Here is a 25,240-nt window from a genome sequence, read left to right on the forward strand (position 1 = left end):
CTGTCGTTGCGGCTCAAATGTATATGGAAATATTTAAACAAAAGTATATTTTTTATAACTATTCTATTGCTTTACTTGCACCACAACATGCTAATGTGTTCATTAGTAAACTATTGATTGTCCTAAGGAGAAGAAATACTACAACACAAAAAACCCTAACTTTTATAAAAGTTAGGGCTTATTTTAGATTATTCCTGATAGAATTAGCTAGAGAATTCGAAACTCTATCCTCCTATTCTGCTGTCGGTGCATATCCGAATCGTTCGGCTGAAGTGGCCTTGTTTCACCGTACCCTTTAAACCGTAGGCGAGTAGCCTTTACCTCATTCGCCACTAAATAATCATACACAGCCTTCGCACGATTTTGAGACAGAACCATGTTATCACTGTCTGCGCCCACGTCATCAGTGTGGCCCGAAATCTCTACTTGAATATCCTTGTACTGACGCATAAATTGAATCAATCGGTTCAGCTCAGTACGTGATTTGGGTTTGAGGTCGTACTGGTTCGTATCGAAAAACAAGTTGTTTAGCACGATGCTACGGCCCGCTCTCACGGGCTCCAGATAAATGTCAAGCGTAAGCGGATCGAAGCGTCGCTTGTCGGTATAGTCGAAGCTTAAGCTCTTCATCAGGTACTTATCGGCGACGGCATACATTGCGTATTGCCGCCCTTCATTGAGCACCACGGTGTAGTCGCCCGACTCACTGTCAGATGTTACATATTGCACCAGCTCGTCGGTTTGCAGGTCATAGAGCTGCACATCGGCCCGCAACGGCTTTTTGGTTGTCGCGTCGAATACGCGGCCTTGGGTGTACGTACTGGTTTCGCGGGCCCGCACTTCTGCCGGCACCTCAAACCCAAACAACTCAACCGGCCGGTCGCGCTCCTGCTTTACGCCCGGCTCGGTGGCGCGGGAGCGGGAGCAGAAGCCGCGACGGTTGTCGGACGTGATGAAAAGGGAAGCTTCATTTTCGAAGGTGTTTAGGGGGTAGCCCAGGTTGCGGGGCTCGCTCCAACGCCCCGGCGCTTGCATCTCACACCGGTACACATCTAAGCCGCCCATACCAATAAGGCCATCGGTAACATAGTACAGCGTGGTGCCGCTAGCATGAATGAAGGGTGCCATATCCTTGCCAGGGGTATTCACAGGCACACCTACATTCCGGGCCATGCTCCAGGTATCGTCGGGCTGTAGGGTGGTAATATATATATCTTCCTGGCCTTCACCGCCTCGGCGGGTGGAAGTGAAGTACAGCGTGCGCCCATCAGCGGAAAGCGTGGGCTGTGAGTCCCACTCAGGTGAGTTCACGTTGCGGCCCAGGTTCTGTGGCTTGCTCCAGTTGTTGCCGGTGCGGCGCGAGATATACAAGTCGCAGCTGCCTACCGAGCCTGGCCGGTCGCAGGAGGTGAAAACCAAGGTCTTGCCATCACCAGATATAGTGCTGGCGCCTTCTTTATACGGGGTATTGATGAGCGGAGAAATAGAAACCGGCTGCCCGAAGGACCCATCGTCATTGCGCCTAGCAACAAACAGGTTTTCGTCACCTCCTTCCTGAATCGTATAGAGCAAAAAACGATTATCGGCCGTTAAAGCAGGAAAATATTGAAACCGAAATGTATTTAGAGGCTCGCCTAATCGCTCCGGCGTCACGCCTACGGGGTTGGCGATGGCCTTGAGGGCAAACTCGCAATTCTTGAGCTGGCGCTGAGCCCGACTAATATTGCGTTGGCTCTTGGGGGCCATTTTTATATACGTCTTGTAGCTGGTGGCGGCCGTTTGGTAATCACCAAAGGTCATGGCCAGCTCGCCAAGCGTGTAATAGTCAGATGCGCGGGCTGGGCTGGGGGGCAATTTTGCTAATCCAGTACGGTAAGCCTCGAAGGCTGCCCGATTCTCCCCCATGGCCTTGAGCAAAGAGCCTTTCAAGACGAACGGCTCACCCTGGGATGGAAACTTATCATTGAGAGTCGACAGCGTTTCGAGGGCTTTCGTAAAATCGCGCTCTTTAGCCTGCTCCTGTGCTTTCTCGAATAAATTACGCGCCTTGGTATTAGGAGTGGAAAGCTTTGCTTGCGCTGCCACATGCGTCGTAGGCACCAAGGGACCTACTAACAGCATCAACAGCACGAAAACAGGTAGCAAACGGCGCATAAGCAGAAGCTGAAAGCTACGGGATATCGAGGTACTTATGCGTCTGTAAAGACACCTGCCACTGTGGATTTTGCTTTACATAGTCCACGATAAGCGGGGTCATTTGCGCGGCGCGGCTCCATTCGGGTTGCAAGTAAAGGCGAGTGTGCGCGCCTACTTGTGCGGCATGCTCTTCAGCCCAGGCAAAGTCACTCTTGTTGAACACAACTACCTTCAATTCATGAGCCAATTGTAGTACTGAAGGCAGTGGGGCCTTGAATTTTTTGGGCGAAACACAAATCCAGTCCCAATCACCGGTAAGCGGGTACGCCCCCGAAGTTTCGAGCCAGGTCTGACAATCGGCAGCTTTCAGCGTAGTGGTAAGCTGAGTTAAATCATGCATAAGCGGCTCACCGCCTGTTACTACCACGTTGCGGCCGGGATAAGCCGTAACCGCCGTGACCATGTCCGCCAGGGCTACGCGCGGGTGCTGGCTGGCATCCCATGATTCTTTTACGTCGCACCAGTGGCAGCCTACGTCACAGCCGCCCAGTCGGATAAAGTAAGCAGCCCGGCCCGTATTAAAGCCTTCCCCCTGAATGGTGTAAAACTGCTCCATCAGTGGTAATGCAGTAGCAGCAGATGCCATCGGCGCGGAGCCAGTCATAACTGGAATCGTGTGCAGCAAAACAGTAGAATATGGTAAAATAAAAATGCGCTGAGCGCGGCTCGACCCGGAATTGCCAACGCTATTGCGCAGCATTTCTGTTCCGGTGCCACATTTTTAAATGTAATGCAACCACCCGAACTTTAAAAGTTTTATTTACGCCCAATAGGATTCTACCGGGCGTATATATCTCCTTTGGCGGCCCGCAACGTGTTGAGTAAGAGCATAGCAATAGTCATTGGCCCTACGCCGCCCGGTACAGGCGTGATGAAAGATGACTTGGGAGCTACGCTGGCAAAGTCTACGTCGCCTTTCAGGGCAAAGCCTGACTTCTTGGTCGCGTCGGCTACTCGGGTTGTGCCTACGTCAATTACAATGGCACCCGGCCGCACCATGTCGCCCGTCACGAATTCTGGCCGGCCAATAGCGGCTACCACGATGTCAGCAGTGCGGGTGATTTCGGCCAGGTTACGCGTACGGGAGTGACATAAAGTAACAGTGCAGTTACCCGTATCTAAGTTCTTAGCAAGCAGAATACTAACGGGTGTGCCCACGATGTTACTACGCCCAATAACGACGCAATGCTGCCCACTGGTTTCGATGCCGTAGCGACTAAGAAGCTCCACAATACCCGACGGTGTAGCGGGCAACAGAGAAGGCAGGCCAGCTACCATGCGCCCGATGTTCATAGGATGAAAGCCGTCCACGTCCTTTTCGGGCTTGATGGTTTCGATAACCTTATCGGCGGAGATGTGAGCGGGTAGCGGCAGCTGCACGATGAAGCCGTCGATGCGGTCGTCGTGGTTCAGCTCCTCCACCTTCGCCAGCAACTCAGCTTCGGTAATATCATTCTCGTAGCGCAGCAGCGTCGACTCGAAGCCTACCCGCTCGCAGGCCAGCACCTTGTTGCGCACGTAGGTTTCGGAGCCGCCGTCGTGGCCCACGAGGATGGCGGCCAGGTGGGGGATTTTGCCCCCGCGGCCTTTATCTTTTCAACCTCAGCGGCAATTTCTACTTTGATATCTTCGGCGGTTTTCTTGCCGTCGATGAGTTGGTAGCTCGTGGCTTCGGGAGCAGTGGTCATGCGGGTAGCAGCGATATTATTCAGAAGGAGCGGTCGTGGTCTTACGAGCCTCGTTATGCGCAGCAATAGCAGCGGCGCCGGACTCCTGCAGTTCTTTCTCCATCGTGGGCCAATCGTCGCGCCACCGGAACTTGCGCTCTTGTCCTTTGATAATCTTGTCTAGCTGTACTTCGGTCGTACAGTTCTCCGTGATTTTGTTAGCCATTGGTTTGAAGTAATCATACAACAGCTTGTCAGGAAGTGTATGGGGTGAAAAATGCGTTAGGCAAGCAAAAAAACGCGCCTCAAGAGGCGCGTCTCAATCTTTAATCTATTTTCAAAACTGCTAAGAAAGCTTCCTGCGGAATCTCTACCGAGCCTACGGAGCGCATCCGCTTCTTACCCTCTTTCTGCTTTTCCAGCAGTTTGCGCTTGCGGGAGATGTCGCCGCCGTAGCACTTGGCAATTACGTTTTTGCGCAGGGCTTTCACCGATTCGCGGGCAATAATCTTTTGGCCGATACTAGCCTGAATGGCGATATCGAACATCTGGCGGGGCAGCAGCTCGCGGAGCTTTTCGCAGAGGCGGCGGCCCCAGTCGTAGCTCTTGGAGCGGTGCACGATGGCTGAGAGCGCATCTACCCGCTCACCGTTCAGCATAATGTCCAGCTTCACCATATCCGCCTCACGGAAGCCAATCAGCTCGTAGTCGAGGGAGGCGTAGCCGCGCGAGATGGTTTTGAGCTTGTCGAAAAAGTCGAACACGATTTCCGACAGCGGCAGCTCAAAGGTCATTTCCACCCGCTCTGAAGTCAGATACGACTGGCCCTTGATAATACCACGCTTCTCCATGCAAAGCGTGATAATCGGTCCCACGTAGTCGGCGGCCGTGATGATCTGCGCCTTGATATAGGGCTCCTCAATGAGCTTAATCAGGTTGGGCTCCGGCATTTCGGAGGGCGCGTTGATGGTCAGCAGCTGGTCTTTGGTGCCGATGGCGTGAAACTGCACCGAGGGCACGGTGGTAATCACGGTCATGTTAAACTCGCGCTCCAGGCGCTCCTGCACGATTTCCATATGCAGCATCCCGAGGAAGCCGCAGCGGAAGCCAAAGCCCAGGGCTACCGACGTTTCGGGCTCCCACACCAGCGAGGCATCGTTGAGCTGGAGCTTTTCCATGCACGAGCGCAACTCTTCATACTCCGTGGTGTCCACGGGGTAGATGCCCGCGAATACCATCGGCTTTACGTCGGCGAAGCCTTGGATGGCTTCCTTGGTGGGCCTGGCAACGTGGGTAATGGTGTCACCTACTTTTACTTCGCGGGCTTCCTTGATGCCCGAAATCAGGTAGCCAACGTTGCCGGCTCCCATTTCGAGGCGCGGCTCCTGATTAAGGCCCAGAATCCCGATTTCGTCGGCGCCATATTCCTTGCCGGTGGCCATGAAGCGCAGTTTGTCACCCTTACGCATGGTGCCGTTCTTGATGCGAAACAGCACCTCGATACCCCGGTAGGAATTGAAAACCGAATCAAAGATCAGAGCTTGCAGCGGCGCGTCGGGGTCACCTTTGGGGGGCGAAATCCGGTCGCAGATAGCGTTCAGAATGGCTTCAATGCCGATACCGGATTTGCCGGAAGCCGGGATAATATCTGCCCGGTCGCAGCCGATGAGGTCCACAATTTCGTCGCTTACCTCCTCGGGCATGGCGTGCGGCAAGTCAATTTTATTGAGAACTGGAATGATTTCCAGGTCAGCCCCGATAGCCAGGTACAGGTTGGAAATCGTTTGGGCCTCAATACCTTGTGAAGAGTCGACAATAAGCAAGGCACCTTCGCAGGCGGCGATGGAACGGCTTACCTCGTAGCTAAAATCGACGTGGCCGGGAGTATCAATCAGGTTGAGCGTGTACACTTCCCCTTTGTAGGGGTACTGCATCTGGATGGCGTGGCTCTTGATAGTGATACCCCGCTCCCGCTCCAGGTCCATGTTGTCGAGTAGCTGCGCCTGCATGTCGCGCTTCGAGACGGTGCTGGTAAATTCCAGCAGGCGGTCAGCCAGGGTGCTTTTACCGTGGTCGATGTGGGCGATGATGCAGAAATTGCGGATATGCTTCACTGGCGAGGGTTTTACAACTACAAAGGTAGGCAACAAGGGGCGGAAAAGCTATCTGAGCGCCATGAGTGACAATCAGGCCTTTATTTACCAAGGCGGTCATGCAGAGCGGCGCGAAGCATCTCGCGTGTTTAGCTAGATTAGTAATCAGGCATCAGCACGCGAGATGCTTCGCGCCGCTCTGCATGACCGCCTTTCTACATATCAACACCCTCCTGCTTCAGCTACTGCTAATTCTACTGGCACGTAACCAAAATTCTACCCTACTATCCTCTCATTTCATACCCGCATCATCTCATTCTGGTTCAGCGGGGTTGACAAATGCCCGGAAATACTGTTGTTGAGGTAGTCAAACCACTCTAACCACAACACCCCTCCCATGAGCATTACCCTCAAGCAAGCCCAGCAAGCCCTCACCGCTGCCCACGAGGCAGCCGTGCAGCACAACGTGAAAATGAACATTGCCATCGTGGACAGCGGCGCTAACCTCGTGACCTTCCTACGCATGGACGACGCCTGGCTCGGCTCCTTGGACATCTCGATTAAGAAGGCCAAAACCGCCCGCTTCTTCGATATGAACACCGGCGAAATCGGCAAGCTTTCCCAGCCCGGCGGCTCGCTCTACAACATTGAGCACTCCAACGGCGGCCTTATCACCTTCCCCGGCGGCATCCCGATTAAGAATAACCAAGGAGCTGTTATTGGTGCCATTGGCGTGTCGGGCGATAGTGTAGAGAATGACCATACCGTAGCCCAGGCCGGTGCCGACGCCGTGCAGGCGGTGAAGGAGTAGCACCTGGTGCTAGCTTGGTGAATCGTTGTTTACCGGGCTTGTAGCGCGAAGCTTCTGCTTCGCGTATCGCTGCACGACTCGCGGGGGGGCTTTTTTCAACGATTTGTATATCCTCAGCAACAAGCAACGATACGCGAAGCAGAAGCTTCGCGCCACGGCGCGTTACTAACAAAGACCGCACCCATCAGACGAAGCGCCGCTTCGTGTTACACCCCAACCTTTCACCAAGCTCCAACTTGGTATTACCTCCAAAACTAAACTTTACTTACTATGGCAGATAATCGCGGCGTCGTGTACCTGGGGCCGGGCAAAGTCGAAGTGCAGAGCATTGACTTTCCCGAGCTGAAGAACCCCAAGGGACGCAACATCACTCACGGAGTGATTCTGAAAGTAGTATCCACCAATATCTGCGGCTCCGACCAGCACATGGTGCGCGGACGGACCACGGCACCGGCCGGCCTGGTGCTGGGGCACGAAATTACGGGCGAAGTCATTGAAACCGGGGCCGATGTGGAGTTTCTGAAGAAGGGTGATCTGGTGTCGGTGCCGTTCAACGTGGCCTGCGGGCGGTGCCGTACTTGTAAGGAGATGAAAACCGGCATCTGCCTGACGGTGAACGAAGGACGCGCCGGTGGTGCCTATGGCTACGTGGACATGGGCGGCTGGATCGGTGGGCAGGCCGAGTACGTGATGGTGCCCTACGCCGATTTCAACCTGCTCAAATTCCCTAATAAGGATCAGGCTATGGAGAAAATCCGCGACCTGACCATGCTAAGCGACATTTTCCCGACGGGTTTCCACGGCGCCGTGAAGGCTGGGGTTGGTCCGGGCGCCACGGTATACATTGCCGGTGCCGGGCCGGTGGGCTTAGCCGCGGCGGCTTCGGCCCAGCTGCTGGGCGCGGCCGTAGTCATCGTGGGCGACATGAACAAAGCGCGCCTGGCCCATGCCCGCTCCTTCGGCTGTGAAACCGTGGACCTTTCCCTCGACGCGACCCTCACCGAGCAAATCACCCAGATTCTGGGCGTACCCGAAATTGACTGCGCCGTGGACTGCGTGGGCTTCGAGGCCAGCGGCCACGGCACCGACTCCAAAAAGGAAGTGCCGGCCGCCGTGCTCAACTCACTGATGGAAATCACCCGCGCCGGTGGCTCCATCGGCATTCCGGGCCTCTACGTGACCGAAGACCCTGGTGCCGAAGACAAGGCCGCCCAGAAGGGCAACCTATCTATCCGCTTCGGCCTGGGTTGGGCCAAAAGCCACTCCTTCCACACCGGCCAGACGCCCGTCATGAGCTACAACCGTCAGCTCATGCAGGCTATTCTCTACGATAAAGTACAGATAGCCAAAGCGGTGAACGTAGAGATTATCACGCTCGACCAAGCCCCGGAAGGCTACGCCGAGTTTGATAGTGGCGTGGCCAAGAAGTTTGTCATCAACCCTCACGACATGATTCCAGTGTAGGGTTCAGTCGTCACTTGATTTGGCAACACCTTTTCAGGACAAAAAAGCCCCCCAGACCATTTCTGGGGGGCTTTTTCTCGTCCTCATTTTATACGCGTGCAACTGTTGCTACCTAATGCCTTATCTGATATGTGTATCGACTTTAACTACAGCTAACAAACCAATTCTATGACACTCCGCTCCCGCTCTGCATTCGTCGCTGGGTTCCTACTCACTTTACTTTCCTTATCAGCCCACGCGCAAGGTTCGGTACCTCATCGCGTTACTACGGCTATGGGCGCGCCCGTGCCCTACGCTTCGGTGGGCGTGTTAGGCAAGCCTATCGGGACGGTGGCCGATGGCAGCGGCTCGTTTTCCCTGGCACCCTTTGCCCCCGCAGCGGCTTCCGATACGGTTGTCATATCCTGTGTTGGGTATCAGCCCCAGCAATTGACCGTGGCTCAGCTGGGCAGCTTGACGGAAATAAAACTAGAGCCCCGGGCCCACACGTTGGGTGAGGTGAAGGTGCGTGCCACCGACTGGAAGCGTCACCGCATCGGCAATGAGGGCAGCGCCAGCCTGACGGCGTACAACTTTCATCTTCATCAGGATAAAGACCCGGTGCATAAGCTTGGGCGCGAAGTGGGTACGGTGCTGCGCGTGAAAGCCCATAGCCAACTGGAGGACGCTCATTTTTATATTCGGCAAAACCACTTCCGCGACCTGCGCTTTCGGCTCAATGTGCGCACGCTGGATGCCGATGGCCTGCCTACTACCTCCCTGCTTACCCGCGACGTACAGTTCGGCCTAGCCGACGGCGCCACCGGCTGGCAACACATCGATCTGAAACCCTATGACGTGCAGGTCGGCAACAACGAGCGGGTAATTGTAACCCTGGAGTGGCTACAGGGAAGGCCTGCCAGTGAGCACGATTGGTACCTACTCACCATTCCGGGTCCCGTGTCCCCCTTGCACCGCACCATGTTCCGGGATAAGTCGGAGGACCGCTGGACCTCCATGCCCATCAACCTAAGCTTGTATGTTACGGCCCTGAGTCCGCGAAGCTGAGCGCTAACCTCGCAGGGTGGCGTGCGTAGGTGCTGGGGGGCTTTTTCGGCCGCGTCTTATTCACCTAACTCTCTCCCTAGCTATGAGCCTGACCCTAAATCCGACCGCCGTTACCTTTGCCAAACATCTCATTGAGGAAGGTAAATTCAAAAATGACCAGGTCCATTGGGGCGAGCACAACCCTGATACGTCTGCGCAGAACAACTACCTCAGCAAGCATGAGATGAAGGAATATGGGCAGTGGCACCTGGGCCTCGATATGAGCAAGGCCGAAGACACCAAAGGCCGCTACCACTTTCCCTACGGCGACTTTAAAACGGTGCACCGCGACGGCCTCATTGCCGCCAAAGAGCGCGCCGCCCAGCAAGGCGACACCGACATCGAAGAGGCCGCTGCTAAGCTGCTACAGATACTGGAGGAAAAGGCAGCCAAGTAAGCGGGGACTTTCTCAGCGCATATTTTGCGTACTTTTAGACTATGCAGTATTTATTAGAATCCGGCGGCATACTCCTGGGCGGCTCTTATTTAGAGCGCATGACAGATGACGAGTTTTTCGACTTCTGTCAGCAGCACCCTCAGTTGCGCATTGAGCGCACAGCCAACCATGAAATTGTTATTATGTCGCCTACTGGCAGCCGTTCCGGCAAACGCAATGCCCGCCTTACTTTTCTGCTGGGCAAATGGTGTGAACAGCATCCTCAACTCGGAGAATATTTCGACTCTAACACCGGCTTCACCCTTCCTGATGGCTCCGTGCTGTCGCCAGATGCCTCCTGGGTTTCAGCGGCCAAGTGGAATGCGCTGACCACGGTGCAGCAGGACAAGTTTGCGCCCGTCTGCCCTGAGTTTGTAGTCGAGTTGAAGTCCACTATTGATTCCACCAGAACGCTGCAAGCCAAAATGCAGGACTGGCTCCGCAACGGCGCGCAGCTAGCGTGGCTCATCATCCCGGAAACGGAAACCGCCTATATCTACCGGCCCAACCAGCCAGAACCGGAAGTAGTCCAGGGCTTTGAGAAAGAGCTGTTCGGCGAAGCAGTGCTGCCGGGGTTTCGGCTGCGGCTGGCGGAGCTGCAATAACTTCATCTACTACATTTCACCATGCATATCACCCTCCTTCCCAACGAAGCACCGCTGGTACTAAGCGGACCAAGCTTGGCGCAGATGACAGACGACGAGTTTTTCGACTTCTGCCAGCAGCACTCCGATTTGCGCGTCGAGCGCACAGCTAACCACGAAATCCTGATTATGTCGCCCACCGGCAGCCTTTCCAGTCAGCGAAATGCTGAGATTAACTTTCAATTGAGTCTGTGGAATCGAGAGGGGCGGCTGGGGCGCGTCTTCGACTCCAACGGTGGCTTTCGCCTCCCCGATGGTTCCATGCGAGCCCCCGATGCCGCCTGGCTGGCTAATGCCCGCTGGGAAACTCTGACGCTGGAGCAGCAAAAGAAATTTGCCCCGCTGTGCCCGGAATTCGTCCTGGAACTAGCTTCCGAAACTGATAGCGTCATTGATCTGCAAGCCAAAATGCTGGATTGGCTCCGCAACGGTGCGCAACTGGCGTGGCTCATCGTACCGGAAACCGAAACAGCCACTATCTACCGCCCCGGCCAGCCGGAACCAGAGTTGGTACAGGGCTTTGACAACGAGTTGTCAGGTGAAGCAGTGCTGCCTGGGTTTCAGCTGCGGCTGGCGGAGCTGCGGTAACTGAAACTCACTACAAATATACTTTATGCTTTTTACTGTAGAGAATCGAAGATTTGAGTTCCTGGTAGCTAGTTGTGTTGGAACCCGAGTGGCCAAAAACGATAGTCTAGGTTGGGAGATACGTGATGGTATGGGCTGGGAACTGTGGGAGCAAATTGATGGAAAATGGAATTTAATTGTTGAGATATTCAGGAATGACAGTCTAGAGAAGATTGATTTCGCAACTTTTGAAATCATTGACATTCCGTTTGCCGCATTAGAGGTTATACTCAATGACTTTTATATTAATGGAGGAAAGAAATTTCACACGTATTCTAATGAAGAGTAATTAGTTCAAGACTACACATTCAGAAAAAGCCCCCGCTGCCGCGCTGGGGCTTTTTTCGTACCTTAGCCCCTCTTACCCCACCCCATTCCACCCGCTATGCAAGTTGCTCCCGTAGCTCCCTATAAACCACAGAATCATATCCGCATTGTGACGGCGGCGGCCCTGTTCGATGGTCACGACGCGGCTATCAACGTCATGCGCCGCATTATTCAGAGTAGCGGCGCCGAAGTTATTCACTTGGGCCACAACCGCTCCGTGCAGGAAATCGTGGACTGCGCTATTCAGGAAGATGCCCAGGCCATTGCCATTACCTCCTACCAGGGCGGCCACAACGAGTACTTCAAATACATGTACGACCTGCTGACGGAGCGCGGCGCGGGCCATGTGCGCATCTTCGGCGGCGGCGGCGGCGTGATTCTGCCCAGCGAAATTGCGGAGCTGCAAGCCTACGGCATCGAGCGACTGTACTCGCCGGATGACGGCCGCGCGATGGGTTTGCAAGGCATGATCAATGACCTGTTGCAGCGCTGCGACTTCCCTACCGGCCAGAACCTGAACGGCGAGGTAAGCCACGTAAAAGAGAAAGATGCCCGCAGCATCGGTCGCCTGATTTCAGCCGCCGAAAACTTCCCCGAAGAGTTTGAGCGCGTGAAGGGCCAGCTAGTTGCGGAGTTTCAGCAGCAGGAAAAAGCCCCCCAGAGCGGTAATGGCGCCACGCAGCAAGCAACCACCGGCGACACGGAAGTAACAACGCGGACCGCTCCTATTCTTGGCATTACGGGCACGGGCGGCGCGGGCAAATCCAGCCTGGTAGATGAGCTGGTGCGGCGCTTTCTGATGGACTTCCCCGACAAGACCATTGCCATCATTTCCGTAGACCCCAGCAAGCGCAAAACCGGCGGGGCCCTGCTCGGCGACCGGATTCGGATGAATTCCATCAACTCGCCACGGGTGTACATGCGCAGCCTGGCCACGCGCCAGAGCAACCTGGCCCTGAGTAAGTACGTGCAGGACGCCGTGGACGTGGTAGTGGCCGCCAACTACGACCTCATCATCCTCGAAACCAGCGGCATCGGCCAGTCCGACACCGAAATCATTGAGCACTCCGACGCCAGTCTCTATGTGATGACGCCGGAGTACGGCGCGGCCACCCAGCTTGAGAAGATCGACATGCTGGACTTCGCCGATGTCATTGCCCTCAATAAATTCGATAAGCGCGGGGCCCTCGACGCCCTGCGCGACGTGCGTAAGCAGTACCAGCGCAACCACGGCCTCTGGGACCGGCAGCTGGATTCGCTGCCCGTATTTGGCACCATCGCCTCGCAATTCAATGACCCCGGCATGAATCGCCTGTACCGGGCCGTGCTGCATATGCTGGAGCAGAAAACGGGGGCCACTTTTGCCTCCCAGCTCGAAACCACCACGGAGGATTCGGAGAAGATTTACATCATTCCGCCCCACCGCACGCGTTACTTATCTGAAATCGCTGAAACCAACCGCAACTATGATATTTGGGTACAGAAGCAAGCCGAAGTGGCCCAACAGCTTTACGGCCTCGACCAAAGTCTCCACGCCGTCAGAAGCCTCCAGTCCGGCGGATCTGGTGCAGGCAGCGGGAGCAGCAGCCACGGAACCGACCCAGGATCACTCGTGGCCGGCTTGGAGAGCACATTCCAGGAAATCAAGCTCCGGCTCGATGGTCAGAACTGGAAACTCCTGGAGACCTGGCCGCAGAAAGTAGCCACCTACAAAGCCCCCGAGTTCGTCTTTAAAGTGCGCGACAAGGAAATCCGCATCCAGACCCACACCGAAAGTTTGTCGGGTAAGCAGATTCCGAAAGTGAGCCTGCCGCGCTTCACGGCATGGGGCGACTTGCTGCGCTGGCAGCTGCAGGAAAACGTGCCCGGCGAGTTTCCTTACACGGCCGGCGTGTTTCCGTTCAAGCGCGAGGGCGAAGACCCCACCCGCATGTTTGCCGGCGAAGGTGGCCCCGAGCGCACCAACCGCCGCTTCCACTACGTGAGCATGGGCCTGCCCGCCAAGCGCCTGAGCACGGCCTTCGACTCGGTGACCCTCTACGGCGAAGACCCCGACCACCGGCCCGACATCTACGGCAAAATCGGTAACGCCGGCGTGAGCATCTGCTGCCTCGACGACGCCAAGAAGCTGTACTCCGGCTTCAATCTGGCCAACCCCAGCACGTCGGTGTCCATGACCATCAATGGTCCGGCTGCCCACCTGGCCGCGTTTTTCATGAACGCGGCCATCGACCAGCAGTGCGAGTTCTATATAAAGGAACACGGACTGGAGCAGGAAGTCGAGGACAACATCAACCAGATTTATCAGGACAAAGGTGTGGTGCGCCCCAGCTACCAGGGCGAGCTGCCCGCCGGCAACGACGGCCTCGGCTTGCTATTGCTCGGCGTGACCGGCGACCAGGTTTTGCCCCCCGACGTGTACTCGTCTATCAAGGCGCGCACCCTGAGCCAGGTGCGCGGCACCGTGCAGGCTGACATTCTCAAGGAAGACCAGGCCCAGAACACCTGCATCTTCAGCACCGAGTTTGCCCTGCGCCTCATGGGCGACGTGCAGGAGTACTTTATTAAGGAGAAGGTGCGGAATTTCTATTCGGTTTCCATATCCGGCTACCACATTGCCGAGGCTGGCGCCAACCCCATCACCCAGCTGGCGCTTACCCTCAGCAACGGCTTCACCTTCGTGGAGTACTACGTGAGCCGCGGCATGGACGTGAACGACTTCGCGCCCAACCTCTCCTTCTTCTTCTCCAACGGCATCGACCCCGAGTACGCGGTGGTTGGCCGGGTGGCGCGTCGCATCTGGGCCAAGGCGATGAAGCTGAAGTACAACGCCAACGCCCGGAGCCAGATGTTGAAGTACCACATCCAGACCTCGGGCCGCAGCCTGCACGCTCAGGAAATCGACTTCAACGACATCCGCACCACGTTGCAGGCCCTCTACGCCATCTACGACAACTGCAACTCCCTGCACACCAACGCCTACGATGAGGCCATCACCACGCCCACCGAGGAATCGGTGCGCCGGGCCATGGCTATTCAGCTCATCATCAACCGGGAGCTGGGCTTGGCCAAAAACGAGAACCCGCTGCAAGGCTCCTTCATCATCGAGGAACTCACCGACTTGGTGGAAGAAGCGGTGCTATTGGAGTTTGACCGCATCACGGAGCGCGGCGGCGTGCTGGGCGCCATGGAAACCATGTACCAGCGCGGCAAGATTCAGGAGGAAAGCCTGCACTACGAGATGCTCAAGCACACGGGCGAGTACCCCATCATCGGCGTGAACACCTTCCTCTCCTCCAAAGGCTCACCCACGGTGCTCCCCGCCGAGGTTATCCGCGCCACGGAAGAGGAAAAGCAGTACCAAATCACCATGCTCAACCACCTCCACGCCCGCAACGAAAGCACCACGGAGCAGCGCCTGAAGCAGCTACAGCAAGTAGCCGTGCAGAATGGCAACCTGTTCGAGGAGCTGATGGAAACGGTGAAGTTCTGCTCACTCGGGCAGATTACGAATGCCCTGTTTGAGGTTGGGGGGCAATATCGGCGGAATATGTAAGCACAGATTTTGCAGATTAAATTGATTTCGCTGATTTTATGAAGCCGCGCATCTACATTGATACGTCCGTGGTTGGCGGTTATTTCGACGAGGAGTTTAAGGAAACAACCGAACTGTTCTTCCAGCAATTTCAGCGCGGTAACTTCATTTTCGTTGTTTCCGATCTTCTTGACCTTGAATTACTGAACGCGCCAGCCAGAGTTCGGAACTTGCTTGACCAATACCCGTCCACTCTTTTTGAACGGGTGTCGCTCACTCAGGAATCTGTTGACTTAGCCAATCGGTATATTACTGAAAACGTCGTTGGCAAAACCAGTCTGGCCGACTGCCGCCATATTGCCCTTGCTACCCTTTCACGGGTAGATGTGCTGGCAAGCTGGAATTTTAAGCATATCGTCAACCTTCAACGTATTAAAGGCTACAATTCAGTAAATCTGCGCCTGGGTTACCAGCTGCTAGAAATCAGAAGTCCCAAAGACCTTATCACCTATGAAAGCGAATAAATCTCCCAAATCCTTCGATGCTGTGGAAATGATGCGCGCTATCCGCAGCAAAATCACGGAAGAAACCCAGAACATGAGCTTCCAGGAGTTGCAGCAGTATATCAAGCAGCGCCTTAAATCAGCTAGTGCGAAGCCCGACACACTTCCCCGCTAAACCTCCACGCCCGCAGCGAAAGCACCACGGAGCAGCGTCTGAAGCAGCTACAGCAAGTAGCCGTGCAGAATGGCAACCTGTTCGAGGAGCTAATGGAAACGGCGAAGCTCTGCTCGCTTGGGCAGATTACGAATGCCCTGTTTGAGGTGGGGGGCAATACCGGCGGAATATGTAGCTCGCCTTCGCTAATTATTCTTCAGTGCAAATTTTTGCGATTTTTCAACCTTAATGAAAGAAGTAATTCTTAGTGAAATAAAACGCACCGCTCAGATCAATGGTGGTAAGCCTCTTGGCTCTCGAAAGTTTGAGAGCGAAACGGGTATTAAATCCACACTTTGGCTTGGGAAAATTTGGGCGCGTTGGGGAGATGCTTTGCAAGAAGCCGGCTTTGCTCCAAATGTGCTTATTAAGGCTCATGACAAAGAATTTCTATTCGATGTTTATGCGAAATTCTCCAGCGAAAATGGAAGGCTTGTGACTAAAAGCGACATGAGGTTAATTAGTCGCAAGGGCATTGAAATCCCCGATTGGAATACATTTCAAAATCGTTTTGGAAGCAAGGCTAAGTTTATTAAAGAACTAGAAGACTATTTGTTACGCTCCAATAAACACCCTGATGTTCTTCAAATGTGTTCTGAATACAGCACTGGGAGCTTAATTGAAATCTCTACCAGCAACGCGAACGAACCAATCTCCACACTTGCTTTAGAGTTTGTTTATCTTATGAAATCAGGCAAATTTTACAAAATAGGCAGAACAAATTCAGTTGGTCGAAGGCAGTATGAAATTGCAACTCAGATGCCCGAAGAAGTTACTGAAGTGCATAGGATTTCAACTGACGACTCGGTAGGAATTGAGCGATACTGGCACCAGCGTTTTGCAAGCAAAAGATTAAAAAGGTGAATGGTTTAATCTGAGCAAAGAAGATGTATCTGCTTTCAAACTCAGGAAATTTATGTGATTTCTAACTAAAACTAGCCCCCAACTGGCGCGAGCTTGTAGCTCGTGACTAGCTTTGAGGCGGAGGTTGTACCTCCACTGCCGCATTAGCGGCAAAATGTGACCGCGCCGCCTGGAAAAATCCGGGCGGCGGTGTTGTTCTGACGGGGGAGACGCAGCCTCCCGGCATGGCTGGTCACGAGTTACGCTGCGCTAAACTCGCGCCAGTGAAGAGCAAGTGCTATGCGTAGTTTGGATAATCCTGCATCTTGCTGGTATGAGTGAGAAATACAAGATTCAGGATTCGCAGCAGCTCTATTTTGTCTCCTTTGCTACCGTCAACTGGATTGACGTGTTCACGCGGCGGCTCTATAACGACATCTTTGTGGACAGTCTGCGTTATTGCCAGCAGCACAAAGGGCTGGAACTCTACGCTTGGTGCCTGATGACCAACCACGCTCATCTAATCATCAGCAGCGCCGCCGATAATTTATCGTCTATTCTTCGTGATTTGAAGCGTCATACTTCCAAGGCTATCCTGAAAGCCATTTAGGAAAACGAACAGGAGAGTCGCCGCGAGTGGATGCTATGGATGTTTGGGCGGGCTGGGCAACGCAACGCGCACAACGAGCACTATCAGTTCTGGCAGCAAGAAAACCATCCCATCGAGCTGCACTCCAATCAACTGCAACTGCAACGTCTGGGCTACTTGCACCGCAACCCAGTTGTAGCTGGTTTTGTGGACGTGCCGGAGGATTTCCTCTACAGCAGCGCGCGCAACTACGCCGATCGGCCCGGTCTGTTGGATGTACTGTTGATTGACTAAAAAAGCCCCCCAGCTTACTCCTACCCTTATATGCCCCGAATTTTACCCGTCATTGTGCTGGCCCAGTTCTTTTGCACCTCCCTCTGGTTTGCGGGCAATGCCATAGCGGCGGACTTAGCGGCCATGTTGCAACAGCCGCCCACCTTTGTAGCCGATCTGACCAGCGCGGTCCAACTCGGGTTTATTTCCGGCACGCTGGTGTTTGCCTTGCTCGCCATTGCTGACCGCTTCTCTCCGTCGCGGGTGTTTTGTTTCAGCGCCCTGGCGGCCGCGCTGTACAACCTGGGCATTAATCTGGCCGGAGTGGAAGCGGGCGGCTTGCTCGCTTTCCGGTTTCTGACCGGCTTTTTCCTGGCGGGCATTTATCCGGTGGGGATGAAAATAGCCGCGGATTACGTGCAGGCGGGCCTGGGCAAATGGCTGGGGTTTCTGGTGGGGGCGCTGGTGCTGGGCACGGCGTTCCCGCATCTGCTGAAGAGCGTCACGGCGCAGCTGCCGTGGCAGTACGTGACGCTGGCTACCTCGGGCCTGGCGGTGCTGGGCGGCCTGGCCATGCTCCTGCTGGTACCCGACGGCCCCTACCGAAAAACAGGGCAACGCCTGCAAGCCACGGCCTTTTTGAGTGGGTTTCGGTTGCCGCGCTTCCGCGCCGCGGCCTTCGGGTATTTCGGCCATATGTGGGAGCTGTATACCTTCTGGGCCTTTCTACCCCTGATGCTGACGACCTACAACAGCGCGCACCCCGATGCGAATTTGCCGGTGTCGTTGTTGTCGTTTCTGCTGATTGGGGCGGGCGGCCTGGCTTGCATGGGCAGCGGCCTGCTCTCCCGTAAAATTGCCCCCCACAGGGTAGCTACCACGGCGCTGGCCTTGTCGGGGGTGTGCTGCCTGGTTTCGCCCTTGGTGCTGCGCAGCCAGTCGGGGGCTTTTTCTGAGCTTTCTGTTCAGTTGGGGACTGGTGGTCGTGGCTGATTCGCCTATGTTCTCCAGCCTGGTGGCCCAAAGCGCGCCCGAAGACTCGCGCGGCACCGCCCTGACCATCGTGAACTGTATAGGATTCGCCCTCACCGTGGTCAGCATACAGGTCACGAGCTGGCTTAGTGGCTACGTGCAGGCACAGGACCTTTACCTACTTCTGGCCGTGGGGCCGGCGCTGGGTTTGCTGGCCCAGCTAGGCAGTTGGCGGGAAGTAGCGACGGCAGCCTAGTTGCAGACGGCCAAGATGCTTCAGATGCAGTGAATCTTTGGTATGTCAGACGTGAAACGCCGCCTGGACGTCATGCAGAGCGAAGCGAAGCATCTCGCTCGCTGATGTTGCTATAGGGGTAGCACTAGAGTAGGAACAGAAATTATCGCTAGGCCAATTCGCTGAGCGACGTTTCCCAATTTGTTAGGGTACGTAGCGGGCGTAATCGACCTGCCGCAATGGCTTCGGGCAGCGTGAAATCGTAGCGGCCCAGCATGTTGACGTGTTCATGCAGCAAGGGCGAGAGGCGGGCCACGTCGTCCGGGTTCAGGCCTCCTTCGGTTTCCTGCCACTGCTCCAAGGCTTGTTGCAAATAGCGGGTATTCCACAGCACCAAGGCGTTGACGACCAACCCCAAGGCTCCTAACTGGTCCTCCATGCCCTCGCGATAGCGCTGGCGCAACTCGCCTTTTTTGCCGTGAAAGACGGCGCGGGCCGGCGCGTGGCGGCCCCCGCCGCGGTTAAGTTGCACCAGAATGCGCCGACGGTAGGCCTCGTCCTGCACGTAGGCCAGCAGGTAGCGCGTCTTTTCCACCCGGCCCAGTTCGGCCACCGCCCGGCCCAGGCCCGAGAGCGAGCCCGCCCGCTGCAAGGTGCGCATCACGGCCGTGGCTTTAACCTTGCCCAGCTTAAGCGAGCCGGCCAGCCGCAGCATGTCGTCCCAATGGTCACTAATGAGACGGGAATTGACGACGTGCCGGCTCAACTCGGTGAGCGGGCCGTAGTCGTCTTCCTTGCTCATGCGCCAGAAGCGTTGGTCCGCCAGGTAGGCCAGCCGGGGGCTGAAACGGTAGCCCAGCAGGGCGAAGAGGCCAAAGACTACCTCGCTGTAGCTGTGGGTATCGGCCATGATTTCGCGCGGGTCCAGGCTGGTTTGCTGTTCCAACAGCCCGGCCAGGATGAACAAGGAATCGCGCAGCGTGCCGGGGATGACGATGCCGTGAAAGCCGGTGAACTGGTCGCCGGTAAAGTTGTAGTAGGTCACCCCGCAGCAGCTCCGCCCGAGGGTCACCATATCGCTCACTCGTGGCTACGAATACTTCTCGGCGGCGCAAGGCCTGGTGCAGCCGGTCCAGCACGCAGAGGGTGTACGCCGCCGGGTTCACCTCGCCTTTGCCGGGAAATACCTGCCGCGTCCAGCTCTTGGGCACGAGGGTACGGGGAGCCGCCACCCACTTCGGCCGGCCACGCCCGCCGGTTTGCTGGGCCTGTAAAAAGTGCCAGGCATCTAGCAGGGGTTTGGCCGAGGGGGAACCCTCGAAGGCAATGCCGTTCAGCAAGGCTGGCAGGAACCGACGCACCGTCGCGTAGCTGCCGCTCAGCGCTTGAAAGCTGCGGGTCATCGTCGATGCTGGCCAAGGCCTGCACTGCGTCAGCCGCCGCCCGTAACGGGGCTTCGCCGATGCGACCAAACACCTGCTGCCGAATACTCTCATCGGGTACCGTCTCGTCGAGTAGGATGCGCACGGCCTGTTGCGGAACCAGCGCGGCGTGGTCCAAGTCTTTGAGCGAACGGAGCCGCTCGCGACGGCGCTTCGTCTCGCCCCGCAGGGCCAGCGCAGTCAGTAGCCCGTCGAAGAGGTCTAGGATGTCGTCGGTGGCCGTGCGTTCGAGGGCCTGCACGAAGACAAGCAGCGTGGCCAGGCGGCGTTCCTCTCCCATACGTGCCAACGTCTGGCCCCAGGCTAACTGAGCGTGGCGAGTCAGGCGCGCCAACCGAGCTTCGGGCAGGTCATGGAGCGCAAGGTCTCCGACCCCGAGGGCGCGCACTTTGTCCAGCCGGTCCAGCGCGGCCACCAAGGCGGAGGCGGAAACGCGGGTGGGCGCGGTCCGTAGCGTTTCCAGCCGGGTGAGCCGCTGGCCGGGCTCAACGACTAGCAGCGCCTCCAACGCCGCCTGTTGCGCCGGGCTCAAGCGGGTACGGAGTTGCCGGTAGATGTAACGGCCGGTACGCTCCCGGACCCGCGCAATCAGCCGGGCCAGCACCGTGACCCCCGGCAGCACGACGCGCTGGGCCACTAGGTAGGCGGTCGCCAAATCAAAGAGCACGCTGGGCCGCACGGTGCTGGTGAGCACCTGGGCGTAGAGCCAACGGGTCAGGCGAAACGCCGACCGGCCCTCGTAGGCGCTGAAACCCAGGTATGCTACCAAATGGACCTGGTGGTCATGGAGGGTGTTCGGCCGGGTGGTACTGACCGTTCCAGGTTTCGGTGGGCAGGTGGAGCTGCTGGGCTATGGTCTGCACTACGACGGCCGGCACCTGCCTAGAGCCTGTTTTGCACTTATGGCTAATTTGGGGCTATGGCTGCTACGCGAAGTTACCCAAGTGATGTGTCGGATGATGAATGGGCTTTTGTGGCCCCTTACCTGTGCCTGATGCGGGAAGACGTACCTCAGCGAGAACACCCGTTGCGGGCTTTGTTCAATAGACTTAATGCGGAAAAAGGTGTTAAAATAACGCGCGAAGCGGGCGTTAGCCTCTCTTGTGAGATAGCGTGATTTTACTTCCATCTTGCTTTTGCATCCATAAGCATTTTTTCCGCATTAACACTAATGGCTTGCGTTATTTGGGCCACACCGGCTGTCAGTGGCGCTACCTGCCCCACGACCTGCCCCCTGGTCGGCGGTGTACCAGCAGTGGACGCGCTGGCGCGATGCCCGCGTGTTCGAGTCTATTGTGCATGATTTGAACGAGTTACAGCGGGTGCTGCTGGGCCGGGCAGCAACGCCCACGGCGGTCATCTTCGACGGGCGCACCCGGCAAAGCACCCCGAAAGTGGCCACCGGGCGGGCTATGACGGGGCGAAGAGGCGCAAGGGAAGCAAGGCGCATATTGCTGTCGATACGCTGGGGCACTTGTTGAGCGTGGTCATTACCCCGGCTAACGAACAGGAGCGGGCCCAGGTGGGCGAACTCTGCCAGCGGGTACAGGAAATAACGGGCCAAACCGTCGAGGTCGGCTTTGGCGACCAGGGCTACACAGGGGAAGACCCGGAGTATGAGGCCGCTGTACACGACATTGACTTACAGGTAATAACCAAGCCCGAAGGACAAACTGGCTTTGTGCTGCTGCCCCGCCGCTGGGGGGTCGAACGCAGCTTTGCCTGGTGCAGTCGCTTCCGGCGGCTGGCTCGCGATTACGAACGCTTGAGCACGAGTTTGCAGCAACTCCATTTTGTCGTCTTCGCCTGTATCATGCTCGCCAGACATGCGGCAAGTGCATAACAGGCTCTAGGAACCGGCAGAAACGTGCCCAAAAATCGCAGCGTACAGAGTTGCACAGCGCACCCGAGCTTGGTGTAGAAACGGCGATAATTGGCCAGGAACCGGATATCCTGTGGGCTGAGGTAGAAGAAACGGGCCAGTTGCTCCGGGCTGGGGTCGGCGTGGTAGCGCCCGTAGCGGGCGGCCTGCTCGTCACTCAGAAACTCTACCGGCATCGGAGGACTTGTGGTTGTCGTGGAAAGCCAACAGTGCGGAACGACAGGTCTTAGGGCATGCCTGCGCCTGCGTACAACGGCAGTGAGGTTGGTCGCCTACCTTTTGGCAATTCAGAGCGGCCAACCTATTTGCCTATCACTCTGCCCGCAGGCTCAGCACGGGGTTGCGGCGGGCTGCCCGCCAGGCCTGCACGCTTACCGTGAGCCAGGCGATGAGCAGGGCCCCCATTCCGGCTGCTGCGAAGTACCACCACTGCCACGCCACGCGGTAGGCAAAGCCTTCCAGCCACCGCTGCATAAGCAAGTAGCTGAGGGGCAGCGCCAGCACGATGGCCACGACAACCAGCCTGGTCAGGCTGCTGGTCAACAACCAGACGATGCCCAGTTCGCTCGCGCCCAAGGCCTTGCGGATGCCGATTTCTTTGCGCCGGCGCTCGGCGGTGAAGGCCGACAGTCCCAGCAGGCCCAGGGCGGAAATGAGAATGGCCAGTCCGGCGAAGTAGCGGGCGAGCACCGCCACCCGCCGCTCGGCTACGTACTGGGCCTGGTAGTCGGCATCCAGAAACGTGTAGTCGAGCGTAAAGCCGGGGTTGTAGGCGGCGTACAGTTGCTGAAGCCGCGCAATCGCGGCCTGCTCCGCGTTGGGCTGGAGCTTCACTAGCACCGTGTTAATCTGGGGGTCGAGCCGCAGGAGCAGGGGTTTGATTTTTTCGTGCAGGGACTCGTAATGGAAGTCGCGGACCACGCCCACGATGCGGGACCCATCGAGTTTTTGGCCCACGGGGTCCGGCATCCCCAGGCCGGCCACCAGGGTCTGGTTGACGAGGATGGCGGCGCTGTCGGCGCGGAATTGCGGCGCAAAGCTGCGGCCGGCTACTAAGTGCAGGCCCATCGTTTCCGCCAGGCCGTAGTTGACCAGCATCGTCCCGACTGGCAGTCGCTTACCCCGCCAGCTCATCTCCGCGATGTAGCGCCCCCCAGGAAGCCGCCCAAGACGCTGGACGCCTGCACGACGCCGGGCAATTTCTTCACCTCGGCCAGAAAGGCCGCCTGCTGACGCGCCGCCTTGCCGCCCGTATCAAAGCGAAGCACGTGCGCCTTGTCGTAGCCCAGCGGCAGGCGCTGCACAAACGCCAGCTGCGCGTTGACGACCACCACGGCCACGATGAACAGCACCGAGAGCGTGAACTGCAGCACGACCAGGCCCTGCCGCGTCCACACGTCGCCGGCCCTGGTCGGCAGCTTGCCTTTCAGCACAGCCGCCGGCTGGAAACCCGACAGGTAGAACGCGGGGTAACTGCCCGCCAGCAGCCCCGTGCCCAGCGCCAGGGCCAGGCCGGCCCCCACCAGCTGCGGCTCCCACCGCAAGGCCAGCGGCTTGCCCGTCAGCGCGCTGAACTGCGGCAGCACGAGCTGCACCAGCCCCACTGCCACGACCAGGGCCAGCAAGGCCATCACCACGGACTCGGTCAGGTACTGCCCCACCAGCGCGGCGCGGCTCGCCCCCAGGGCCTTGCGAATGCCCACTTCCTTTACCCGCCGCGAGGCCTTGGCGGTGAACAGGTTCATGAAATTGATGCTGGCAATCACCAGAATGAGCCCGGCAATCAGGGCGAACAGCCGCACGTAGGCAATGCGCCCCCCGGTGGCGACGCCGTTTTCGTAGGTGCCGTGCAGGTACGCCGCCGCGAACGGCCGCACGAACAGCGTGCGCCCCTGGGCCTGGGCCTGCGCGCTTTTGGTTTTCAGTAGCCCCGCCAGCTTGGCTTGAAACTGCGCGGGGTCGGCCCCCTCCTTTAGGGCCAAGTAGGTGTTGAAGGGGCCGTCGTCGTCCCACTTGATGGTCTCGCTCATCTGCATCCGGTCCTTGAACGAGGCAAAGGGTAGCACAAAGTCAAACTGCTCGGACGAGTTGCGGGGCACCCCGGCAAACACCCCGGCCACCAGGCTGGTCTGCATGCTATCGGCGGCCAGTTGCCATTTCACGGTTTTGCCCAGGCTGTACTGCACCGACCCAAAGAGCTTGGTGGCCAGGGCTTCGGAGAGGACGATGGCGTGTTTGTCCCGCAGCACCGTGGCGGGGGTACCCACCAGCAGGGGGTAGGAAAACAGCTGGAAGAAGGCCGGGTCCGCGTATTTGGGGACGGCGGTGAGGTGCTGGCCGCCCGCCGCCAGCGTGAACGCGGGGAAAAACGGGACCGGCGTGGTGGTGGCCACGAATTCAATCTCTGGCATTTCCCGCCGCAGGGCCTCGGCCAGCAGCGGCACGGTGCCGGTTTGGGTCTCGATGCCGGCGGCCGTGCGGCGATTTTCCAGCACCTGGTAGAGCCGGCCGTCCAGGGCATGGTAGCGGTCAAAGCTGCGCTCATCGCTTATCCACAGGTAGATGAGCAGCGCGCAGGCCAGGCCGGTCGAGAGGCCAATCAGGTTGATGAAGAACGTGCTTTTGAACCGCTTAAAGTTGCGGTAGATGAGCAGCAAAGGGTAGGGAAGCATGGCCGAAGGAGGAGGAATCGATTAGAATTGGCTGCGGCTATTTTCCAGCACCACCTGCCCGTCGAGCAGGCGGATGACGCGCCGGGCGTACCGGGCGTCGTGCTCGGAGTGCGTGACCATGAGCACGGTCGTGCCCGCCTCATTCAATTCGGTTAGCAGACCCAGCACGTCGTGGCCGCTGGCCGAGTCGAGGTTGCCGGTGGGCTCGTCGGCCAGCAGCAGCGGCGGGGCGTTCACCACGGCGCGGGCCACGGCCACGCGCTGCTGCTGCCCGCCCGAGAGTTGCAGCGGAAAGTGGTTGCGCCGGTGCAGCAGCTGCATTTTCTCCAGCACTTGTTCCACCCGTTGCCGCCGCTCGGCGGCCCCCACGCCGAGGTAGCGCAGGGGCAGCTCCACGTTCTCAAACACCGTCAGCTCGTCAATCAGGTTGAAGCTCTGAAACACGAAGCCCAGGCTGCGCTTGCGCAGTTCGGCCCGCTGCCGCTCCGAGTAGCGGCTGGTCTCGGTGCCCAGCAGTTGCAGGCTGCCGCCGTCGGGCTCATCGAGCAGGCCCAGCAGGTTGAGCAGCGTCGATTTGCCGCAGCCCGAGGGCCCCATGATGGCCACAAACTCCCCCTGCTCCACCGTCAGCGAGACGTGGTTCAGTGCCTTGGTTTGCACCTCCTCGGTGCGGTACACCTTTTCCAGGTTTTCGGTCTTAATCACGATTATCAGTCTTTTATGGCCAAG

Annotated in this window: 25 protein-coding genes and 3 pseudogenes; 17 read left to right on the forward strand and 11 right to left on the reverse strand. The window is 57.4% G+C overall.

Annotation, left to right across the window (positions count from 1 at the left end):
* Positions 1 to 207: 207 nt before the first annotated feature.
* The 5 genes and pseudogenes from MKZ35_RS20105 to lepA all read right to left on the reverse strand — a co-directional run bounded on the left by MKZ35_RS20105 (position 208) and on the right by lepA (position 5,977).
* Positions 208 to 2,154, reverse strand: coding sequence for an OmpA family protein (locus tag MKZ35_RS20105; RefSeq protein WP_482515016.1), 1,947 nt, complete (start codon positions 2,152 to 2,154; stop codon positions 208 to 210).
* Positions 2,155 to 2,170: 16 nt separating this feature from the next.
* Positions 2,171 to 2,800, reverse strand: a complete 630-nt coding sequence (locus MKZ35_RS20110; RefSeq protein ID WP_482515017.1) for a 7-carboxy-7-deazaguanine synthase QueE — start codon at positions 2,798 to 2,800, stop codon at positions 2,171 to 2,173.
* A 173-nt stretch (positions 2,801 to 2,973) separates the two neighbouring features.
* Positions 2,974 to 3,884 (reverse strand): annotated as a pseudogene (locus MKZ35_RS20115) (bifunctional 5,10-methylenetetrahydrofolate dehydrogenase/5,10-methenyltetrahydrofolate cyclohydrolase).
* Between the two features lie 16 nt (positions 3,885 to 3,900).
* Positions 3,901 to 4,089 (reverse strand): hypothetical protein, encoded by a 189-nt coding sequence (locus tag MKZ35_RS20120; RefSeq protein WP_482515018.1) that lies wholly within the window; start codon positions 4,087 to 4,089, stop codon positions 3,901 to 3,903.
* Positions 4,090 to 4,189: 100 nt separating this feature from the next.
* On the reverse strand, positions 4,190 to 5,977 hold the full coding sequence (gene lepA / locus MKZ35_RS20125; RefSeq protein ID WP_482515019.1) for a translation elongation factor 4: 1,788 nt from the start codon (positions 5,975 to 5,977) through the stop codon (positions 4,190 to 4,192).
* Positions 5,978 to 6,353: 376 nt separating this feature from the next.
* On the opposite strand from lepA, the gene MKZ35_RS20130 reads away from it, so the two are divergent.
* From MKZ35_RS20130 to MKZ35_RS20205, 16 genes and pseudogenes are all read left to right on the forward strand, one after another.
* Positions 6,354 to 6,767 (forward strand): GlcG/HbpS family heme-binding protein, encoded by a 414-nt coding sequence (locus MKZ35_RS20130; RefSeq protein ID WP_482515020.1) that lies wholly within the window; start codon positions 6,354 to 6,356, stop codon positions 6,765 to 6,767.
* 270 nt (positions 6,768 to 7,037) lie between these two features.
* Positions 7,038 to 8,231, forward strand: coding sequence for a formaldehyde dehydrogenase, glutathione-independent (gene fdhA / locus MKZ35_RS20135; protein ID WP_482515021.1), 1,194 nt, complete (start codon positions 7,038 to 7,040; stop codon positions 8,229 to 8,231).
* 168 nt (positions 8,232 to 8,399) lie between these two features.
* Positions 8,400 to 9,278: a carboxypeptidase-like regulatory domain-containing protein gene (locus MKZ35_RS20140; RefSeq protein ID WP_482515022.1), complete on the forward strand. Its 879-nt coding sequence runs from the start codon at positions 8,400 to 8,402 to the stop codon at positions 9,276 to 9,278.
* Between the two features lie 82 nt (positions 9,279 to 9,360).
* The gene (locus MKZ35_RS20145; RefSeq protein WP_482515023.1) at positions 9,361 to 9,714 is read left to right on the forward strand and encodes a hypothetical protein; all 354 of its coding nucleotides are present in this window, start codon (positions 9,361 to 9,363) and stop codon (positions 9,712 to 9,714) included.
* A gap of 41 nt (positions 9,715 to 9,755) precedes the next feature.
* A complete protein-coding gene (locus tag MKZ35_RS20150; RefSeq protein ID WP_482515024.1) occupies positions 9,756 to 10,358 on the forward strand; it encodes a Uma2 family endonuclease in 603 nt (200 codons plus the stop codon).
* Between the two features lie 21 nt (positions 10,359 to 10,379).
* Positions 10,380 to 10,985: a Uma2 family endonuclease gene (locus MKZ35_RS20155; RefSeq protein ID WP_482515025.1), complete on the forward strand. Its 606-nt coding sequence runs from the start codon at positions 10,380 to 10,382 to the stop codon at positions 10,983 to 10,985.
* An 88-nt stretch (positions 10,986 to 11,073) separates the two neighbouring features.
* A complete protein-coding gene (locus tag MKZ35_RS20160) occupies positions 11,074 to 11,313 on the forward strand; it encodes a hypothetical protein (RefSeq protein ID WP_482515026.1) in 240 nt (79 codons plus the stop codon).
* 96 nt (positions 11,314 to 11,409) lie between these two features.
* Positions 11,410 to 14,907 carry a methylmalonyl-CoA mutase family protein gene (locus MKZ35_RS20165; RefSeq protein WP_482515027.1) on the forward strand — a complete coding sequence of 1,166 codons (3,498 nt, stop codon included), beginning with the start codon at positions 11,410 to 11,412 and terminating at the stop codon, positions 14,905 to 14,907.
* 38 nt (positions 14,908 to 14,945) lie between these two features.
* Complete coding sequence (locus tag MKZ35_RS20170; protein ID WP_482515028.1) at positions 14,946 to 15,410, forward strand: PIN domain-containing protein; 465 nt, start codon at positions 14,946 to 14,948, stop codon at positions 15,408 to 15,410.
* Positions 15,397 to 15,564, forward strand: a complete 168-nt coding sequence (locus tag MKZ35_RS20175) for a hypothetical protein (RefSeq protein ID WP_482515029.1) — start codon at positions 15,397 to 15,399, stop codon at positions 15,562 to 15,564. The genes MKZ35_RS20170 and MKZ35_RS20175 overlap by 14 nt, the downstream gene beginning before the upstream one ends.
* Positions 15,565 to 15,602: 38 nt before the next feature.
* Positions 15,603 to 15,739: pseudogene (locus MKZ35_RS20180) on the forward strand (methylmalonyl-CoA mutase family protein); the annotation flags it as partial.
* Positions 15,740 to 15,792: 53 nt separating this feature from the next.
* Entirely contained in the window at positions 15,793 to 16,467 is a 675-nt protein-coding gene (locus MKZ35_RS20185) for a GIY-YIG nuclease family protein (protein ID WP_482515030.1), read from the forward strand.
* 313 nt (positions 16,468 to 16,780) lie between these two features.
* Positions 16,781 to 17,056, forward strand: coding sequence for a transposase (locus MKZ35_RS20190; RefSeq protein WP_482515031.1), 276 nt, complete (start codon positions 16,781 to 16,783; stop codon positions 17,054 to 17,056).
* Positions 17,057 to 17,095: 39 nt separating this feature from the next.
* On the forward strand, positions 17,096 to 17,329 hold the full coding sequence (locus MKZ35_RS20195) for a hypothetical protein (RefSeq protein WP_482515032.1): 234 nt from the start codon (positions 17,096 to 17,098) through the stop codon (positions 17,327 to 17,329).
* Positions 17,330 to 17,359: 30 nt separating this feature from the next.
* A complete protein-coding gene (locus MKZ35_RS20200) occupies positions 17,360 to 18,301 on the forward strand; it encodes an MFS transporter (RefSeq protein WP_482515033.1) in 942 nt (313 codons plus the stop codon).
* Positions 18,294 to 18,536 (forward strand): hypothetical protein, encoded by a 243-nt coding sequence (locus MKZ35_RS20205; RefSeq protein WP_482515034.1) that lies wholly within the window; start codon positions 18,294 to 18,296, stop codon positions 18,534 to 18,536. Before MKZ35_RS20200 ends, MKZ35_RS20205 begins: the two co-directional genes overlap by 8 nt.
* A gap of 148 nt (positions 18,537 to 18,684) precedes the next feature.
* On the opposite strand, the gene MKZ35_RS20210 is transcribed toward MKZ35_RS20205, so the two are convergent.
* Both MKZ35_RS20210 and MKZ35_RS20215 read right to left on the reverse strand, forming a co-directional pair.
* Entirely contained in the window at positions 18,685 to 19,590 is a 906-nt protein-coding gene (locus MKZ35_RS20210; RefSeq protein WP_482515035.1) for a Tn3 family transposase, read from the reverse strand.
* 5 nt (positions 19,591 to 19,595) lie between these two features.
* Positions 19,596 to 20,726 (reverse strand): DUF4158 domain-containing protein, encoded by a 1,131-nt coding sequence (locus MKZ35_RS20215; protein ID WP_482515036.1) that lies wholly within the window; start codon positions 20,724 to 20,726, stop codon positions 19,596 to 19,598.
* A 150-nt stretch (positions 20,727 to 20,876) separates the two neighbouring features.
* On the opposite strand from MKZ35_RS20215, the pseudogene MKZ35_RS20220 reads away from it, so the two are divergent.
* A pseudogene (locus MKZ35_RS20220) lies at positions 20,877 to 21,800 on the forward strand (IS5 family transposase).
* Here MKZ35_RS20220 and MKZ35_RS20225 read toward each other — a convergent pair.
* The 4 genes from MKZ35_RS20225 to MKZ35_RS20240 form a co-directional block, all read right to left on the reverse strand.
* Entirely contained in the window at positions 21,713 to 22,015 is a 303-nt protein-coding gene (locus MKZ35_RS20225; RefSeq protein ID WP_482515037.1) for a DUF4158 domain-containing protein, read from the reverse strand. The pseudogene MKZ35_RS20220 and the gene MKZ35_RS20225 overlap by 88 nt on opposite strands.
* A 136-nt stretch (positions 22,016 to 22,151) precedes the next feature.
* Positions 22,152 to 22,973: an ABC transporter permease gene (locus MKZ35_RS20230; protein WP_482515038.1), complete on the reverse strand. Its 822-nt coding sequence runs from the start codon at positions 22,971 to 22,973 to the stop codon at positions 22,152 to 22,154.
* A complete protein-coding gene (locus tag MKZ35_RS20235; protein WP_482515039.1) occupies positions 22,970 to 24,511 on the reverse strand; it encodes an ABC transporter permease in 1,542 nt (513 codons plus the stop codon). Before MKZ35_RS20235 ends, MKZ35_RS20230 begins: the two co-directional genes overlap by 4 nt.
* Before the next feature lie 21 nt (positions 24,512 to 24,532).
* Positions 24,533 to 25,216 carry an ABC transporter ATP-binding protein gene (locus tag MKZ35_RS20240; RefSeq protein ID WP_022821726.1) on the reverse strand — a complete coding sequence of 228 codons (684 nt, stop codon included), beginning with the start codon at positions 25,214 to 25,216 and terminating at the stop codon, positions 24,533 to 24,535.
* Between the last annotated feature and the right edge of the window lie 24 nt (positions 25,217 to 25,240).

It is taken from the genome of Hymenobacter sp. R533113 (genome assembly GCF_056835965.1).